Origin of the sequence: Streptococcus mitis (genome assembly GCF_003944325.1) — a bacterium.
In the GTDB taxonomy this organism is placed as follows: domain Bacteria; phylum Bacillota; class Bacilli; order Lactobacillales; family Streptococcaceae; genus Streptococcus; species Streptococcus mitis_CW.
On the sequence record NZ_RJPX01000002.1, the window covers coordinates 41,340 to 58,980 of the forward strand.

The 17,641-nt window shown below is 39.1% G+C and carries 15 protein-coding genes; 3 read left to right on the top strand and 12 right to left on the bottom strand.

The window, feature by feature from the left end:
* Positions 1-12: 12 nt before the first annotated feature.
* From dltB to D8787_RS01265, 12 genes are all read right to left on the bottom strand, one after another.
* A complete protein-coding gene (gene dltB, locus D8787_RS01195) occupies positions 13-1,257 on the bottom strand; it encodes a D-alanyl-lipoteichoic acid biosynthesis protein DltB (RefSeq protein WP_125420250.1) in 1,245 nt (414 codons plus the stop codon).
* On the bottom strand, positions 1,254-2,804 hold the full coding sequence (gene dltA / locus D8787_RS01200; RefSeq protein ID WP_125420252.1) for a D-alanine--poly(phosphoribitol) ligase subunit DltA: 1,551 nt from the start codon (positions 2,802-2,804) through the stop codon (positions 1,254-1,256). The genes dltB and dltA overlap by 4 nt, the downstream gene beginning before the upstream one ends.
* A 20-nt stretch (positions 2,805-2,824) precedes the next feature.
* Complete coding sequence (locus D8787_RS01205; protein WP_055356870.1) at positions 2,825-2,956, bottom strand: teichoic acid D-Ala incorporation-associated protein DltX; 132 nt, start codon at positions 2,954-2,956, stop codon at positions 2,825-2,827.
* A gap of 308 nt (positions 2,957-3,264) precedes the next feature.
* On the bottom strand, positions 3,265-4,443 hold the full coding sequence (locus tag D8787_RS01210; protein ID WP_125420254.1) for a ryptide export MFS transporter: 1,179 nt from the start codon (positions 4,441-4,443) through the stop codon (positions 3,265-3,267).
* Positions 4,444-4,893: 450 nt separating this feature from the next.
* Complete coding sequence (locus D8787_RS01220) at positions 4,894-6,156, bottom strand: MATE family efflux transporter (RefSeq protein WP_125420256.1); 1,263 nt, start codon at positions 6,154-6,156, stop codon at positions 4,894-4,896.
* Entirely contained in the window at positions 6,153-6,476 is a 324-nt protein-coding gene (locus D8787_RS01225; protein ID WP_125420258.1) for a PqqD family peptide modification chaperone, read from the bottom strand. Before D8787_RS01225 ends, D8787_RS01220 begins: the two co-directional genes overlap by 4 nt.
* Positions 6,477-6,485: 9 nt before the next feature.
* Entirely contained in the window at positions 6,486-7,592 is a 1,107-nt protein-coding gene (locus D8787_RS01230; RefSeq protein WP_125420260.1) for a radical SAM/SPASM domain-containing protein, read from the bottom strand.
* 200 nt (positions 7,593-7,792) lie between these two features.
* Complete coding sequence (locus D8787_RS01235; protein WP_042901823.1) at positions 7,793-8,656, bottom strand: helix-turn-helix domain-containing protein; 864 nt, start codon at positions 8,654-8,656, stop codon at positions 7,793-7,795.
* Positions 8,657-9,154: 498 nt separating this feature from the next.
* A complete protein-coding gene (locus D8787_RS01240) occupies positions 9,155-9,859 on the bottom strand; it encodes an MIP/aquaporin family protein (RefSeq protein WP_125420262.1) in 705 nt (234 codons plus the stop codon).
* 70 nt (positions 9,860-9,929) lie between these two features.
* A complete protein-coding gene (gene glpO, locus D8787_RS01245) occupies positions 9,930-11,756 on the bottom strand; it encodes a type 1 glycerol-3-phosphate oxidase (protein ID WP_125420264.1) in 1,827 nt (608 codons plus the stop codon).
* A gap of 194 nt (positions 11,757-11,950) precedes the next feature.
* Complete coding sequence (gene glpK, locus D8787_RS01260; protein ID WP_125420268.1) at positions 11,951-13,459, bottom strand: glycerol kinase GlpK; 1,509 nt, start codon at positions 13,457-13,459, stop codon at positions 11,951-11,953.
* A gap of 159 nt (positions 13,460-13,618) precedes the next feature.
* Positions 13,619-15,046 carry a helix-turn-helix domain-containing protein gene (locus tag D8787_RS01265; protein ID WP_125420270.1) on the bottom strand — a complete coding sequence of 476 codons (1,428 nt, stop codon included), beginning with the start codon at positions 15,044-15,046 and terminating at the stop codon, positions 13,619-13,621.
* A gap of 164 nt (positions 15,047-15,210) precedes the next feature.
* Here D8787_RS01265 and hslO point away from each other — a divergent pair, with 164 nt between their 5' ends.
* The 3 genes from hslO to D8787_RS01280 are packed head-to-tail and all read left to right on the top strand — an operon-like array spanning position 15,211 to position 17,603.
* Positions 15,211-16,083: an Hsp33 family molecular chaperone HslO gene (hslO, locus tag D8787_RS01270; RefSeq protein WP_125420272.1), complete on the top strand. Its 873-nt coding sequence runs from the start codon at positions 15,211-15,213 to the stop codon at positions 16,081-16,083.
* On the top strand, positions 16,070-17,050 hold the full coding sequence (dusB, locus tag D8787_RS01275; RefSeq protein ID WP_185776724.1) for a tRNA dihydrouridine synthase DusB: 981 nt from the start codon (positions 16,070-16,072) through the stop codon (positions 17,048-17,050). Before hslO ends, dusB begins: the two co-directional genes overlap by 14 nt.
* A 1-nt stretch (position 17,051) precedes the next feature.
* Positions 17,052-17,603 carry a cysteine hydrolase family protein gene (locus tag D8787_RS01280; protein ID WP_125420276.1) on the top strand — a complete coding sequence of 184 codons (552 nt, stop codon included), beginning with the start codon at positions 17,052-17,054 and terminating at the stop codon, positions 17,601-17,603.
* Positions 17,604-17,641 lie beyond the last annotated feature (38 nt).

Genomic DNA, 17,641 nt, shown 5'->3' on the forward strand with positions numbered 1-17,641 from the left:
ATTTTATTTCCTTTATTTTTTAAACCATAAATCATTCAAAAATCCAGAAAAGATTAAGAATGACAGCATGACGACATGGAAGGTGACAACCATGCCAAGCAACTGAATCCAGCGATTCTCAGGTAGAGCAGGCTTCCCTGCTTTTTTCCGTTCCTTATTGAGCGTTTTTTTCTTGCGAATCCAAGCGTCATTAATGACCAAGCCTAATCCATGAAAGAGTCCATAGGCGATATAGTACCAGGTCACACCATGCCAAAATCCCATAATCAGCATATTTACAATGTAGGCCACACTTGAGGTTACATTACGATTTTTAAAGACTTTCTTTCTGGTTAACACCATCACCATTCGCATAAAGACAAAGTCACGGAACCAGAAAGAAAGACTCATATGCCAACGGTTCCAAAATTCCTTCAAATCCCTTGATAAAAAGGGTTTGTTGAAGTTAATTGGACTATGAATGCCCATTAAGTTTGAAATGGCTAAGGCAAACATAGAATAACCTGCAAAGTCAAAGAAGAGCTCCAGACCAAAGGTATACATAACTGCCAAGGCATAGAGGTTAAAGAAGCCACCTGACTCCAGGGCTAGATTCTTCAGAGGAGGGAGTAAGGTCTCTCCTAAAATGTAAGCTATGATAAACTTATATAGAAAGCCAAGCATGATATACTTGACAGCCTCTTCCAGCATATCCATCAACTCATCCCGCTCAGGAATGGTCTGATAATTTTCATTAAATCGCTTAAAGCGATCGATTGGGCCACTTGAAAAAGTCGGCATGAAGAGAAGAAAACGGAGGAATTCCCAGAGGGTAAAATCCTTAATCACTCCATCTCTCAGCTCGATGATAATCCCAAGCGAACGAAAGGTCAGGTAAGAAATTCCCAAAAATCCAAGCAAAGACTGCGTTCCATTGATAGCTGGTTGCACCTTGACAAAGATAATCGGAAGGAGGGACAGAAAACTAACTAGGTAGAAGATCCACTTGTCATCCTTACTTTTTCGATAATGCTTGTAGAAAAGCAGGAGCAATATTTCCCAACAAAGGTAAATACCCAAGGCAGCCAATTGGTTAGTCTTCCCACCTACCAACATGGTGACGATAAAGAAGAGACTAACCAACACTTCATACCAGGCAAAGCGTTTCTTGAAAAAGAGGCCTATAAAGATGGGCAAGGTTGCAGCAATCACATAGACAAAATACTGAGGATTGCCGTATGGCTCTAAATGAGGAAGCTGTTGAAAGAACTCCATCATCTCTTATTCACCTCGTTAATCAATCCTTTGATGTCAATTTTTCCATTTGGAGTCAGTGGCAAACTGTCTCGATAAAGGAATTTGGACGGCATCATATAAGACATCATAATATCTGTCAAGTCTTCCTTGATAGCCTTGGTAATATCGATATCACGTTCAAACTGCTCACGGACACCATCCTTTAAGATGACATAGGCCAGTAGATTTTGTACCTTGTGGTCCTTATTATAGCGCGGTACTGCGACAGCAGACTCGATAAAGCGAGACTTGTTGAGGTTTTGAGAGACATCTTCTAACTCAATGCGGTAACCGTTGAACTTAATCTGGAAGTCCATACGTCCGCCGTAGAGAAGCAAGCCTTCATCTGTCATAGATCCCACATCGCCTGTGTGATAGGCTGGCAGTCCTTCAAATTCAAAGAAGGCTTCTGCTGTTTTTTCAGGATTGTTCATATAACCTTTTGAAACGGCTGGTCCAGAAACAATGATTTCTCCCTGTTGACCATTTGGCAATTTATTACCTTCCTCGTCAATGATAAAGGTTGGAGAATCAGCCTTGGTATAGCCGATTGGTAGGCGTTTGAGAGTCGCTAACATCTCGTCTGTCACTGCTACTGCTGACAGGGCTACTGTCGCTTCTGTTGGCCCGTAGGCATTGATAATACGGGCATTTGGGAAACGTTCACGTAGTTTTTGAGCTGTTTTGACCGTCAATTCTTCACCGTCAAAGTAGAAATGCGTGATTCCAGGCATTTTCTCACTATTAAAGTCTTCAGACAACATGGCCATATCCGCAAAGGATGGTGTTGAAGTCCAGATAGCGATTGGCAAGGAAAAGATAGTCGCAAAGAGTTTTTTGAAGTCCTGAGTAATGGCAGAAGGAAGAGCGAAAAGCGTGCCACCCAGTGCCAAAGTTGGCGCCCAGTACATAACAGACAGGTCAAAAGAATAAGGCGGTTGAGCCAGCATTTGCGGACGACTTGGCGTCGCAAATTCCTTGTCCGTAATCATCCAGTTGGTAAAGCTAAGGAGGTTATCATGGGAAATCTGCACTCCCTTTGGCTTACCAGTCGTACCAGAAGTAAAAATAATGTAGTAATTATCATCTCCCTTGACTGGATGCGTGATCTCATAGCTATTCCCTTGAGAAAAGGCTTCTTGAACCTGATTTAGATTCATCATCGGTGTAGAAACCTGCTCCAATGGAAAATCCGAAATGGCAATAATCAAGCTTGGCTCTGCCACTTCTAAAATAGCTGAAACTCGTTCCAAGGCCGAATGGCTATCAATTGGAATGTAAGCATGACCTGACTTAGTCAAAGCTACAAAAGTTGCCAACATTTCATATTCTTGGCCACCAAAAACGACTACAGGAGACTTCTCTGGCAAGCCTAGTTGGTCAATGGCTGCAGCTAAACTATCCGAATCAGCCTTTAAATCTCCATAAGTGTGTTCCTGACCCAAAACATTATAGACAGGATAGCTAGGCTGGGTCTGAGCAAAATGCTCAATGGTTTTAATCATATCTGCTATTGGTTTATTTGACACAATAGGGATTCTCCTTCAAGTTAAAATTCATTATAGATAAAGCTTCCTTGACCCTGTCCAAGATAGCTAAAGAAGTAAAGCAGCCCTAGAAAGATAAGAAAATACAAGGCTGTCCGACCAAGAAAAAGGTACAATTTTTTTCTCTGTTTCATCAAGAAAAACCATTCATTTCTGTAATTTTTCGCTAAAATAAGAGTGGTTCTTACTAGCTTATTTTTCTACCATTGTACCATTTTATAGGGTAATTTTTCAATTGTTTACCGTACATTTTCACTGCATTTAAGCTAATTTTAAAGATTATGCAGTTTTTCTATGAATATTTTAAGTAGAGAAGTCTAGGTAAAAACTCCATTTCAGTAGAAAATGAAGTAAATAGCCCCATAAAAAAACGCACAATATCAAGTTTCAACACCTGATACTATACGCTTTTCTGATTTTTAAAGACTTTTTAACCAGTCTCTCATTTAAAATAATCTCGTCTGATATAAATTAAAATAGCTTCTATCATCAGACAAATTGCTGATAGCCAAAAACTGATGCTAATACCAAAATTCTCAGTAATATAGCTCATTAGCAAAACAAATACTGAAAATGCTAATGTCGAAATCACTTCAAGAACGGAATAGACATTAACCAAGTTATTTTCCTCTACTGTTTCCTGAAGAAATACACTTTCAGGAACTTCCTTTAGTTGCGATAACATACCAACTAAAGCTGAAAATAATAAAAACATCTGTGCATTTGGAAAAAATAGAATAGTCAGCGTCACTATTGCCATGGCTACAAGAGAAAAAAGAATACTTTCCCATTTAGCAGCGAGGAACTTTTCAGATAGCCTAAAAGCAATTAAGCCACTAATTATAATCCCGATAGAGTATGCTGTATTAGAATATCCCCAGTAACTTTCCGTTTCATTTAATAACTCAGTTACAAAGACAAGTATGATAGACGAAACCCAAATCGTATTTGAGAAAATTTCCAATAAATTTGCCGATACAAAAAGTCTTAATCTAGGATCTCTAGCAACTAACTTCCAACCTTTGAGTAAAATTTCAAGATTAGTTTCTGACTCTAACACCTCCACTTCAGCCTTAGGAAGAAATAACATCAGAAAGCTAGAAATGATATACAAGATTAAAATGATAAACGTGGTAGGTAAGAAACCAATTGTTGCAAACAAGAGTCCACCTAATCCCCAACCCACCAATTGAACAGCTTCACTACTCATTGACAATGCTGAGTTAGCCTTGCCCAAATCGGTCGCATAGCGCGGCACAATAGCATAGGAAACGGGTGCTGCAAAACCATCTAATATGGAAATCGCAACAACAAATAGATAGATCCCAAAAGGCGCTACTGATTGCATTACGGTAAACATTCCTACCAGTATCGTTAATAATATAGTCTTTCCAAATTGGGATAAAGATAAAACCCTATTTAGCGCTAGTCTTTTAGTAACTAAAGGAACTAAGAGACTAGCAACAAAAGAGGATATCCCTATTAAAATAGGAACTAGTGATGTGGCAATTACTGATTTTGAAATAATGTATATGTTAGCAATGATTGTTACTCTAAAGAAAATATCTGCTAAATTTGCAAACAATTGAGAGACTAACAACTTAATAAATGAATTAGACATGTAGCGCTCCTATCTTAGTTACCAACTTTGGAATTAAAATTTGATTAACAAATTTTTCAAATTCTTGTTTTTCCCACTCACATTGTTTATAGAAATCAATATCAGCTGATAACTTGCAACCTCCGGAGCATAGACCACCTAAGGTCCATTACGTTTGACTGTAGAAAAGAGTTTTCAAAATGGAAAGATATTTCCAATCAGTACGATATTGATATCTTTTTTTGCGAATCTAGGCTACCTAGGTCAACATGTTCTGAATTAAAAGACTAATAATCTTTTAAGAAAGTGTGGGTTTCCTAAGCAAATGGAATTTATTAATCTCTCTCAAAACGACTTATCACAGCTATAGCTAATAAAAAATAGAATATCTAAAAAATCACTAAACTATCAAACGTCGTATTAAGTTTTTCTGAATAAGATAAACTGTCTAACTTAATTTGATAATTTTGGTCATATAATTTTTTCTGAAGAAGCATGTCGTAAAAATATCAGGGACAAAACAAATAAATTTAATCCATATACAAAATACAAGGATAAATAAGTTTGAGCTTTTAATAGTTGTAATATGGTCAGAATCATAACACTAGCAAGATTTATTAAAATAGATATATGCAAAACAAATTTTTCATTTCCGAAGCTTTGTAATAACATTTTAGCACTTTCGTAAATAGGAGATATCCCCATAACCAAAAATGTATACAAAGTAATAGGTACAATATTTGTTGTGATTTCATCAGAAAGAAAGTGAGATAGAATATTTGATAATAAAACAACAGGACAAGCAAGTAACATACTAGCAGTATATGAATTTTTAAATATCGTTTGCAAGAATTCTTTGACATCTCCCGTTTTCTCTGCTTCCGGCAAATAAACGGAAAGTGTTGTCGAATACATAAAAGAAGGAACACGTACAATCGAAAGTAACTGACTTACAACTGCATAAATAGCAAGCATCTCCAAACCTAATCTTGCCATAAATGCATCAAAGACTATAATAAATAGTACACTTTCTAGAACCTCTTGACCAGCTAATGGAATACCAAATCTTACTAACTCTAGTTTCGTTGTAGATTTCACAAATAGAGACTTCCAAATCATCGGATAAACCATGAATAAATAGCTACAAGTAATAAAACACAAAGATACAATCGTTGATATAGCTGATCCTCTAATTCCTAATAGTGGAACCAATATATAATTCAATAATACATCTAATAGTGAGCTCCCCAATCCAATCCACATAATCGGTCTTGTTTTCTTTTGAACTCTCAATAGATTAGTAAGAGAAAAATTTAATAGTGTCAAGATTATATAGGGGGACATAATAACTAAATAATTTGTTGCTAATGCCAATAATCCACCCCTAAATCCATAAAGTCTACTCAGTATTGTTTCTCCATAAAAAATTACAAAAAAAGCAAATGATGTTCCAATAATCAAATTTATGATTAAATTTGATTTCAACAAATCATTAAACTTACTATACTGTCGATTAGAATAAGCCTTAGAGCCTTTAATATTAAAAGATAAACTAAAGGCACCTAATAGTCCACCAAAAGCAAATAATAAATTTTGAATAACAGAAATGCCTGATAAAGCAACTGATGAATTATTAACAGCAAAATGTAAGGCCAACTGTCCAATAATCATTTGACCAATGCTAGTCAAAATTAGCGGCACTGCAAATCTATTTATTTCTTTGAAATCTATCATTTTTCTTCCCTAAAAGGCTTCAAATGTAAGTAAAGATCTGATTTAACTAAATTTGCATAAATAATGTGTAAAATAGGTGTTTCTTCTAAAAATGATACAATTGATTGTTTACAATCCTCGTTAGACACCTCATAATCTTGTTGCAATAACTCTACAATTTTTTCTAATGAAAGATTTTTTGAAATACAGTAAAGAATTTCTGCACCTATTTCATCAAATGCATAATACTCCAAGTCTAGTCTATCATACCCTATATATTCATCTGCAACCTTATCTACAATAAAATCTCTCTTACCTTTGATAATAAAATGTTCTTTCATACAGTCTCCTCATCTTACTCTTTGTTCATAAAAACAAGCTAAGTCAGATCCCAATAAAGTTCCATCCAGTTCTAAAGCGCTACATCGACATCCTCCACCACACCATGATAAGGCACATTCCGCACATTTACCAGAAATATCATTAAATGTAATTGATCTTAGTTTATTAAATATAACTGAATTGTGCCAAATTTCACTAAACTTTTGTTCTTTAACATTTCCAGCAACTAACTCATCTATCCCGTTCATCAAATCACATCCATATACATCACCCTTATGATTGATTGAACATGCTCTGACACCGGCTTGACATGCTATCTCCTTTGGTTTATCAAAATTTACATCTACTTTTTGGTGCCAAACATCCTCTAATAAGTCTAAGCGGTTATAAAAAGCTAATGGGAAATAATGCGTCCAAAAAACATCACTCTCATTTGGTGGAACAATTTTAAACTTAACATTAAACTCACCTCTTGAAAGTCGCTCAGTTAAATCAAGAAAAACTGGATACCAGTGTTTTTTATCAGCCAAAATACTACCATCATTAGCCCTACCGGTCGGACAGATGACCATTACTGACATATACTCTATACCAAGCATATCATTCAGTCTTATAGTATTTATTAAATCATCAACATTATGTTTTCCTAGAGTAAATAGTGTTGAAACAGGTAAGTTATATCGCTGTAAATTTTTTATTCCCTCAATAGCTTTCTTAAAACTTCCTTTTCCTCGTTGACTGTCGTGTACACTAGATTTACTACCATCTATCGTTACACAAATTCTATCTAAATTCAGTTTTGATAATTCTCTAGCAATAGAGTCTGTGATTAAGTTTCCGTTCGTATTCAAAACCTTAGCAAATCTATATCGATCAAAAGATTTCAAAATGTCAAGGATATCCTCACGCATAAATGGTTCTCCACCAGTCACACCTACTCTAGGAACCCCCATCAAATCCAGCTCTCTAAAAACAGAATCCAACTTCTCTACACTCATTTCTCCTTTTTTACTTGCAAAAGGACCAGCTTCTGCAGAACAATAGGAACAATTTAAGTTACAGCGATTGGTTACACAAACATCTACTAATAAAGGATATGGTGAATAATCTCTCATTTATTTCTCCTCCTAAAAACCTATAGGTCAACAAATGTTGACCTATAGGTACTTTCTTAATGCTTACCCCAACTATTAACTTTAGTTGTCTTAGGTGCATTAAACTCTTTTTTAGTTGACATAGGTCTTTCCTCCTTAACTTGATAGTTCAATTATATTCTTTTAAAATAGTCATCAAATTCCTTTCCCATATCTGCGTATTACCTTTTACTAGCTAAAATTTTTTCTAAATGTCCTTCATAATTCTTTGCCAAATGGTTACTTCCCGCTAATTTCATTGCTCCAATACACTTCCTCATTTCAATAATTGCTTTGCAATCCTTCTCTTTTTTATAGCGATATAGATATTGGGCATACTGGAATACCAATCGCTCATAAATTTCAGTTTCAGTGAAAAAGCATTGGTTTAGTCGTTTTTCAAAATACAAAGCATCAAGAAATTTTCCTCTTTCAATACATGTGATATATCCGTTCAATAGCATAGATGAAATCAATCGTCTATTATTTGGAATTTCTTTGTAGAAATCAGAACGTCTAGACATCTCTCTAGCCAAAACCATAAAGACATCGTGTTTTAGGACATCTAACGTATTTGAAAAAATCAATAATTCATAGTATCCCCAATATTCAACACTAAAGAGATAGTCAGTTAGATAAGATAAATCATCACCAGAATAATAAGCTTCTCCAGATAAATCTTGTAAACGAATTTTTAATAAAATAATGTTAAGCTTATGAAATTTCTCTTGTTTAGAATCTGACTCTATCTGAGAATAAAGTAGTTTTTTCAACCCATCAACATCATGATTTGATACAAAATGCCTAACCTTTGATAAGAGTTCGTTCAGTTCATCACGATGAAAATCATGAACAGCATACATAAATTCATCAATAGGCATGTTAATTTCATCCAAAATAGCCATAAATTTTGAAATGGTTAAATCAGTCTCTCCCTTTTCAAAACGTGAGAGCTGTGATGTTGATATACCAGCTTTTTCGACATCTTTTAAGCGAAACCCTCTAGATTCTCGAAACTTTTTAAAAATTTCTCCAAATTTTTTCATAATATCTCTCCAACAAGCATATATGGGAACAGTTTTTGATTTTTAATATTTTAACATAAAATAGAGGAAAATAAAAGTGAGGTATTTCACATGAAAAAACAAAAACTATTGCCTTTATTATTCCTAATTTTGGGAGGAATTATGATTATCGTTGTTGGCTAGTACTAAGAAATTAGTTACTAGAATACTTATATCTTGAATCGAAAAAGAGACTGGAAAAAAGTCTTAAAATCAAAAAACGCATAGTATCAGGTGTTGAAAAACTTGATACTATGTGTTTTATTGTAAGAAGATTTACTTTATTTTTTGCTGAAATTGAGCTCTATCAAAATAATTGTTTTCTAATACTCAATGAAAATCAAAGAGCAAACTAGGAAGCTAGCCGCATGTTGCTCAAAGCACTGCTTTGAGGTTGCAGATAGAACTGACGAAGTCAGTAACCATACATACGGTAAGGCGACGCTGACGTGGTTTGAAGAGATTTTCGAAGAGTATAAACTAGAAAAGTGAAAACACAAGCACGGCCAAGGCTGCTCCGATAACAGGTCCTACAACAGGAATCCAAGCGTAAGACCAGTCTCCGTCTCCCTTGTTTGAAATTGGAAGAAGGCTGTGTATGATACGAGGTCCAAGGTCACGCGCAGGATTCAAGGCATAACCTGTTGTCCCACCTAGTGATAGACCGATACCGACAATCAAAGTTCCTACTGCAAAGGTTCCGATACCTGCCTGAAAATCGTAAAGACCCAAAGCAAAGATTGTCAACACCAAAACAAAGGTTCCAAGAATTTCGCTAATCAAGTTAGAAACTGTATCCTTGATGGCTGGCCCAGTACTGAAGGTTGCCAGGATATTGCCTGCATTTTCTTCTGCCTCATAATGCGGTTTGAATTGCAACCAAACCAAAATCTGACCAAGCATAGCCCCTGCGAACTGAGCTAGGATGTAAGGAAAAACGGAAGCCCAAGGCAAACCACCTTTTAAGGCCACACCAATGGTCACAGCTGGGTTTAAATGAGCTGGACTGAGCTTACCAGATACAAAGACTGCAACTGCAACCGCAATTCCCCAACCCATAGTAATCACAATCCAACCTGAGCTGTTGCTCTTGGTTTTAGGAAGAACCACACCTGCAACAACACCATTTCCTAGAAGAATCAGGATTAAAGTCCCCAAAAATTCTCCAAATAATTCATTCATCATCTTTCTGTCTCCATTAAAAAGGAGGAGAGGGTAGACTAGGAGTCCTGCCCGCCACCTCTTTTATTTTTTCTTAATTTTTTAATTCTGCTAAATCGTTGTTAGCGAGAGCTGCTTCGACATCCGCACGGTAGGCTGCTTTTTCTTCTTCTGTCCAGTCATAGAATCGTCCCATTTCATCCAAAACTGGCTCAACGATGCTATCCAAACTATCACGCATAAAGAGCATATGGTTGGTACGACGAAGGAGGAAGTCAACTGGGCTAAGAGCCAACTCACTGCGCATTGCATAGTGAAGTGACAAGGTGTCCGCCAAGCTGAGTCCTGGCGCTTGTTCCAAGCTGTGAGCAAGGGCAAAGACTTTCGGTGCATTTGAACCATAGAGATTTGCTAGGTAATGAGCTTCCTTGCTATCCAAACCACGTGACACTCCAAGTTGCGCAAAGGCTTCGATTTCTGAGTCCACATTTGCTGGGTTCAATTCTCCACCTGAAACAGGGTAAGTCTTAGAGTTGATGAGTTTAAAGCTACGGTCAAATTCTGCTTTGAGGATGTCAACCACGCGCTCCATAGCTCCTTCAGCCATCTTACGGTAGTCTGTGATTTTACCACCAGCAAGGGTCAAGAGACCATTATCATCACGATCCAAGCTAGAACCACGAGAAACTGCAGATGGATCCAAATGTTTCTCAGAGGTACTACTTTCAAGCTTGCTAACAGCAGATTCAACATCTTCACGCGTTTTTTCTTTCGATAGATAAGCTTCGACAGTCGCAATCAAGGTGTTAAAGCTTTCATCACTAATAGTTCCGTTATTTCCGCCATTGTAGTCAGAAGCGCTATTGCCTGCGATCAATGGACGAAGACCTGCCCAGCTACTTTCGATATCATCAATGGTAATATTAGCTTCTGGGAAGCGGTTGTTGACAATACCAAGTAGGTAATCTACATCTTCCTGCGTCACTTTTGGATGTTCCAAATCGCCTGTGTAGTCTGTATCCGTTGTACCAAAGTAAGTCTTGTTTTCACGTGGGAGAACAAAGACCATACGGCCATCACCCAAACCTGTGTCAAAGTAAACTGGCTGTGAAACCTTGATCTTACTTGAATCCACTACCAAGTGAACTCCCTTGGTTGGACGCATTTGTGAGAATTGTGTTCCCTTATTAGACAAATTGCGTACCTTATCACTCCAAGGACCTGTTGTATTGATAACCAGACGGGCCTTGATTTCAAAGACTTGGTCTGTCAAGAGATCACGAGCTACAACACCTGTAATCTTGCCACTTTCGTCAAAGAGGAAGCCTTCTGCCTTCACGTGGTTGGCAATGAGGGCACCGTCTTGGTTAGCACGTTTGATGTTTTCAATCACGAGACGCGCATCGTTGTTACGGAAGTCAAGATAAACCCCACCTCCTACCAAACCTTCTTTCTTCAAGTTTGGCTGGCGTTCCAAAACTTCTTCCTTGCTCAAAACCTTGTTAGCAGCTGGCGTGTTATTAACCCCTGCCAAAAGGTCGTACAAATCCATGGCTACTTTAAGACGGAAGAGGCTAAAGGTAGCTCCATCTTCATCGTAAACTGGTAAGAGCATTGGGTCTGGTTTTGGAATGTGTGGTGCTATTTGTTGAACTACTGCACGCTCAGAAACCGTATCTGATACAACTTCTACGTCGAATTGTTTGAGGTAACGAAGACCTCCGTGAACTAATTTTGTTGAACGGCTGGATGTTCCTTCTGCGAAGTCCTGCATTTCAATCAAACCAGTATCTAGACCACTAGCTGCCGCCTGCAAGGCTACACCAGCCCCTGTGATTCCTCCACCGATAATCAAGAGGTCCAAGGTACGTTCCTGCATTTTTTGAATTGATAATTCACGTGTTTTCTTTGAAAATTCCATTTTTACACACTTTCTAATTAAGTCGCTTTATTCTTCCAGTATTATACTCTTCGAAAATCTCTTCAAACCACGTCAGCGTCGCCTTACCGTATGTATGGTTACTGACTTCGTTCAGTTCTATCCACAACCTCAAAGCAGTGCTTTGAGCAACATGCGGCTAGCTTCCTAGTTTGCTCTTTGATTTTCATTGAGTATTAGTCATCGATTTCCGCAAAGACTTGCGTTGCTTTCACAGCCTTCTTCCAGCCCTTGTAGAGTTGTTCCTTGCGCGATTCGTTCATAGATGGCTCAAAGAGTTCCCCTGTCTCGTTCAAGAGTTTCAACTCATCCAAGTCTTTCCAGTAACCTACTGACAAACCTGCTAGGAAGGCTGCCCCTAGAGCTGTTGTTTCCAAGTTTTTAGCGCGTGCGATGTCGATTCCCAAGATGTCAGCTTGGAACTGCATGAGGAAATTGTTCATAGCTGCACCACCATCCACCTTCAAGACCTGAATAGCTGTCTGAGCATCCACTTGCATGGTGTCGATGATGTCACGGACTTGATAAGCGATAGATTGCAAAGTCGCCTTGATAAAGTCTTCTTTACTTGTTCCACGAGTCAAACCAAAGACAGAACCACGAGCGTTTTGGTTCCAGTATGGAGCACCTAGACCTGTAAAGGCTGGAACGACATAAACTTCATCATTGTTGTGAGAATCACGAGCGTATTTTTCAGATTCTGGTGAATTTTCGACCATGCGCAGTCCATCACGAAGCCATTGAATGGCACTTCCCGCTATGAAGATAGAACCTTCTAAAGCATAGTAGACCTTGCCATTAATTCCGTAACCAATCGTTGTCAAGAGGTTATTTTCAGACAACTGCATCTCTTCCCCAGTATTCATGATGATGAAAGAACCTGTTCCATAAGTATTCTTGACCATACCAGGCTCAAAGGCCAACTGTCCAAAGAGGGCTGCTTGTTGGTCCCCAGCCATACCTGAGATTGGGACTTCTCCACCATAGAAATGGAATGGAGCTGTCTTGCCGTAGATTTCAGAGTTAGAACGAACTTCTGGTAGCATAACCTTAGGAATATTGAGGATTTCCAAAATCTCATCATCCCATTTAAGTTCTTTAATGTTATAAAGCATGGTACGGGCTGCATTTGAGTAATCCGTCACATGAGCCGCACCGTCAGTTAATTTCCAGACCAACCAAGTATCAATAGTACCAAAGAGCAATTCACCCTTTTCAGCTCGCTCTTGAGCACCTTCAACATGGTCTAAAATCCAACGAACCTTGGTCGCAGAGAAGTAAGCATCGATGATCAAACCAGTCTTTTCATGAAATTTTTCCACATAACCTTGACTTTTTAGTTGCTCAGCCAAAGGTGCTGTCTGACGTGATTGCCAAACGATAGCATTGTAGATAGGAAGCCCTGTTTTCTTATCCCAAACGACCGTTGTTTCACGTTGGTTGGTAATCCCGATTGCCTCAATCTGACTTGGTTTCACACCACTTTCGATGAAAGCACCCGCAATAACTGACTGAACAGAGTTCCAAATTTCATTGGCATTGTGCTCAACCCAACCTGCCTGAGGGAAAATCTGAGTGAACTCTTTTTGACTCGAGCTAACTTTTTCTCCTTTTTTGTTGAAAATAATGGCACGAGAACTTGTAGTTCCCTGGTCAATGGCCATGATGTATTTTTCTTGTGACATGTGCTGTCCTCCTGATAATGATCTTGAGGATGTCTCCTCTTTACAGTAACTAGTATACAAAATAAAGCGCTTTCTTGTTTATCAATTTTTTTTAATTTTTAAAAAAATGTGAGGAGATTGTGTAAATTTCACAAAAAAGACCTGGAACAACCAAGTCTTTTAAGTGAATAATAACTGACGAATCCCTGCCAAATCCTCCATATCCAAGTCGTTTTTTAAATAATAGACTGGTGTCTGTTCCTTCTTATGAATAGGGTTATTGGTAACCAGCAAATCATAATGCCGAGTTCGGTCATAGGCTTCAATGGTAATAAAACGATTGTATTCCAAATACCGTTTCAAAATGGCTGCCATTCTTGAAAAGACAAGAAAACCAGATGTCAAATCAAGACCAATCCGCATATGCTGGCCACCATTTTCAGCCATATATTCGATTAACTGGAGCCATTCCCAGAGAATTTTCTTATCCAAATCCGTCCCCTGCTGAAAGGCAGGTAGAGCATGAAAAATCTCCTCTGCCGTTCCCCTAAAATCATGTTCCATCAACAAATAAGGATGACGATTCTCTAACTGGTACTTGTAGCGATCCTGTAAAATATAGCCCTTATAGAGATAGACTTGGGCACAAAGCTGACTGAGTTCATAGGTGACATGGTCCTCTGTATAATCACCCAGCAACTCCTCTTTCTTCATTTCTTGAATCAATTGCGTCAACAAATCTGCCAACTGCCCTCCAAAACCAAGGATATACTCCATAGTATGAAGAGGAAGAATGCGATGAGATAGGAGGAAAGAGAATAAAATCATCATCTCCCCATCCTCAGTTCCGAGAGGGATGTGTTGCCCAGCAAAAAAGGACGGAGCCTTTCGATGCAAACGAAGGTAAAAAATATTGTCAAAATAGCCATGCATTTTCTCTTCTATGACTTGAAACTGACAGGCATTGACCCGAAGACGTTGTTGACTGATATGAGCCCAGAGAATCAAATCTAATTTCTGCCCCGAAGACAAACTCGCACCGCAGATTTCTTCTAGTGTAGTAATTTCCTGCTTTCTCTCTGGTTTCTGCATGTGACCTTCCCACTCCTGACTGGACCAGACCTTGCGGAAAAGACAGAAATAGAAATAGCGAATCTGATGCTCTGGGCCTCGCCAACGTCCATTTTGGATGGATAAGTCAAATTCTGACAAAATCTGATTTAAACCAGCCAAGTGACGACCAAGCGTAGCCTCACTAATCATCAATTCTTGAGCCAGCTGATGGGCTAAAAACTGTTGGTGGTAGAGAAGATAGACCAAAATCTGATATTTAACAGCATTCTCCAAAAACAAGCTCCGAATATCTCTCCCCTTGGTAGCTGCACCGATTGACAGACGCAGATTTTCATCTTCTAAGTGAATAGTCAGCTCTAAGCCACTATCCAAAGCCTTGTCATTAAGCAGGGTGACATATTTGGTTAGAGTTGCTTTTGAAAATCCTGTCTCCTCTATTACAGCCTTGACAGTCGTCTGAGACTCTTGTAATAGAAAGGAAAGGATTGAAAATTGGCCAGATTCAGCCTTTTCCATCAAATCTCCTAAATACATTTGTTACCCCTTTCATTTTCTACCTTAAGCATAGCATAAATCTTACAAATGCTGAAATAATCTGTTTCTCTTTTTATTTTCATGCTGATTTCCTGGTCCATTATCCTAAAAATCAGTAAACACACGGCTCCCCCTTTGGGCATTTTTATGCTAAAATAGTAGCTATGGATAAAATTATTAAAACAATATCAGAAAGCGGAGCCTTTCGTGCTTTTGTCCTTGACAGCACCGAAACCGTCCGCACTGCTCAAGAAAAACATCAAACCCAAGCCAGCTCAACTGTAGCGCTTGGTCGAACTCTTATCGCTAGCCAGATTCTCGCAGCCAATGAAAAAGGAAATACCAAACTAACAGTGAAGGTACTGGGTTCTAGCTCTCTAGGGGCCATTATCACGGTCGCAGATACCAAGGGGAACGTCAAAGGCTACGTTCAAAACCCTGGTGTTGACATTAAAAAGACTGCAACTGGTGAAGTTCTAGTCGGACCTTTTGTTGGAAATGGTCAATTCCTCGTTATCACAGACTACGGTACTGGAAATCCTTACAACTCTATGACTCCTCTCATCTCTGGAGAAATCGGTGAAGACCTGGCCTTTTACCTGACCGAAAGCCAACAGACCCCTTCTGCAGTCGGCCTCAATGTCCTTTTGGACGAGGAAGACAGGGTCAAGGTTGCAGGTGGTTTCCTAGTTCAAGTCTTGCCAGGAGCCAAGGAAGAAGAGATTGCTCGCTTTGAAAAACGCATCCAAGAAATGCCAGCTATCTCTACTCTTCTAGAAAGTGAAGACCATATCGAAGCCCTCCTCAAGGCTATCTACGGTAACGAGGCCTACAAGCGTCTTTCTGAAGAAGAAATCCGTTTCCAATGTGACTGTAGCCATGAGCGCTTTATGAACGCTCTTGCTAGCCTTCCAAGTTCAGACTTGCAGGAAATGAAAGAGGAAGACCATGGGGCAGAAATCACTTGTCAATTCTGCCAAACTACTTACAACTTTGATGAAAACGACCTGGAGGAACTCATTCGTGACAAATCTTAATACACCCTTTATGATTGGCAATGTTGAGATTCCCAATCGTACCGTTTTAGCGCCCATGGCCGGTGTGACAAACTCAGCCTTTCGTACCATCGCAAAAGAGCTCGGAGCTGGACTCGTTGTCATGGAAATGGTCTCTGACAAGGGAATCCAATACAACAACGAAAAAACCCTGCATATGCTTCATATCGACGAAGGAGAAAATCCTGTCTCTATCCAACTATTTGGTAGCGATGAAGATAGCCTAGCACGCGCAGCAGAATTCATCCAAAAAAACACCAAAACTGATATCGTGGATATCAACATGGGCTGCCCAGTTAACAAAATCGTGAAGAACGAAGCCGGCGCTATGTGGCTCAAGGACCCAGACAAGATTTACTCTATCATCAACAAGGTCCAGTCTGTCCTTGATATCCCACTTACTGTCAAAATGCGTACCGGCTGGGCCGACCCATCTCTGGCAGTTGAAAATGCCCTCGCTGCTGAAGCTGCAGGCGTTTCTGCCCTCGCCATGCATGGCCGTACCCGTGAACAAATGTATACAGGTCACGCAGACCTTGAGACTCTCCATAAAGTTGCTCAAGCTTTGACCAAGATTCCCTTCATCGCCAACGGTGATATCCGTACTGTCCAAGAAGCCAAACAGCGTATCGAAGAAGTCGGTGCTGACGCAGTCATGATCGGCCGCGCTGCCATGGGAAATCCTTACCTCTTCAACCAAATCAACCATTACTTTGAAACAGGAGAAATCCTACCTGATTTGACCTTTGAAGATAAGATGAAAATCGCCTATGAACACTTGAAACGTTTGATTAACCTCAAAGGAGAAAACGTAGCAGTTCGTGAATTCCGTGGACTCGCTCCTCACTACCTCCGTGGAACATCTGGCGCAGCCAAGCTCCGTGGAGCTATTTCACAAGCTAGCACCCTAGCAGAGATTGAAGCCCTCTTACAATTGGATAAAGCTTAAAATGGTTCATACTGCTCTACTGATTATCGATATGCAAAAAGCATTTGATAACCCTATCTGGGGAGAACGGAACAACCTTCAAGCTGAACAACAAGCACTGAGGGTACTGGCATACTTTCGTAAACACGCTCTTCCAGTCTTACATGCTCAACACATATCTGACAATCCCCAGTCGCAATTTCATAACAAACAAAATCAGGAGTTTAAAAGTGGATTTGAACCAGTTGCTTCAGAACCTGTCTTTCAAAAAACGGTTAATAGCGCCTTTATTGGAACAAATCTTGAAATATATTTACGAACAAATCAGATTTGTCATTTAGTCGTTGTTGGTTTGACTCTGCCTCATTGTGTATCTACTACGACACGAATGGCAGCAAATCTTGGTTTTGAAGTCACTCTACTAGCAGATGCTACTGCCAGTTTTACCCTCTCTAACAAAAACGGTCAGACCATCTCTCCTGAGACTATCCATGAGATTAATCTCCTTTCTCTACAAGATGAGTTTGCTCAAATTCTTACTACAGAAGAATTTTTAACCCAAGTACAAGTATAAAATAATCCGTCAACTCTTATTGAGCTGACGGATTTTGA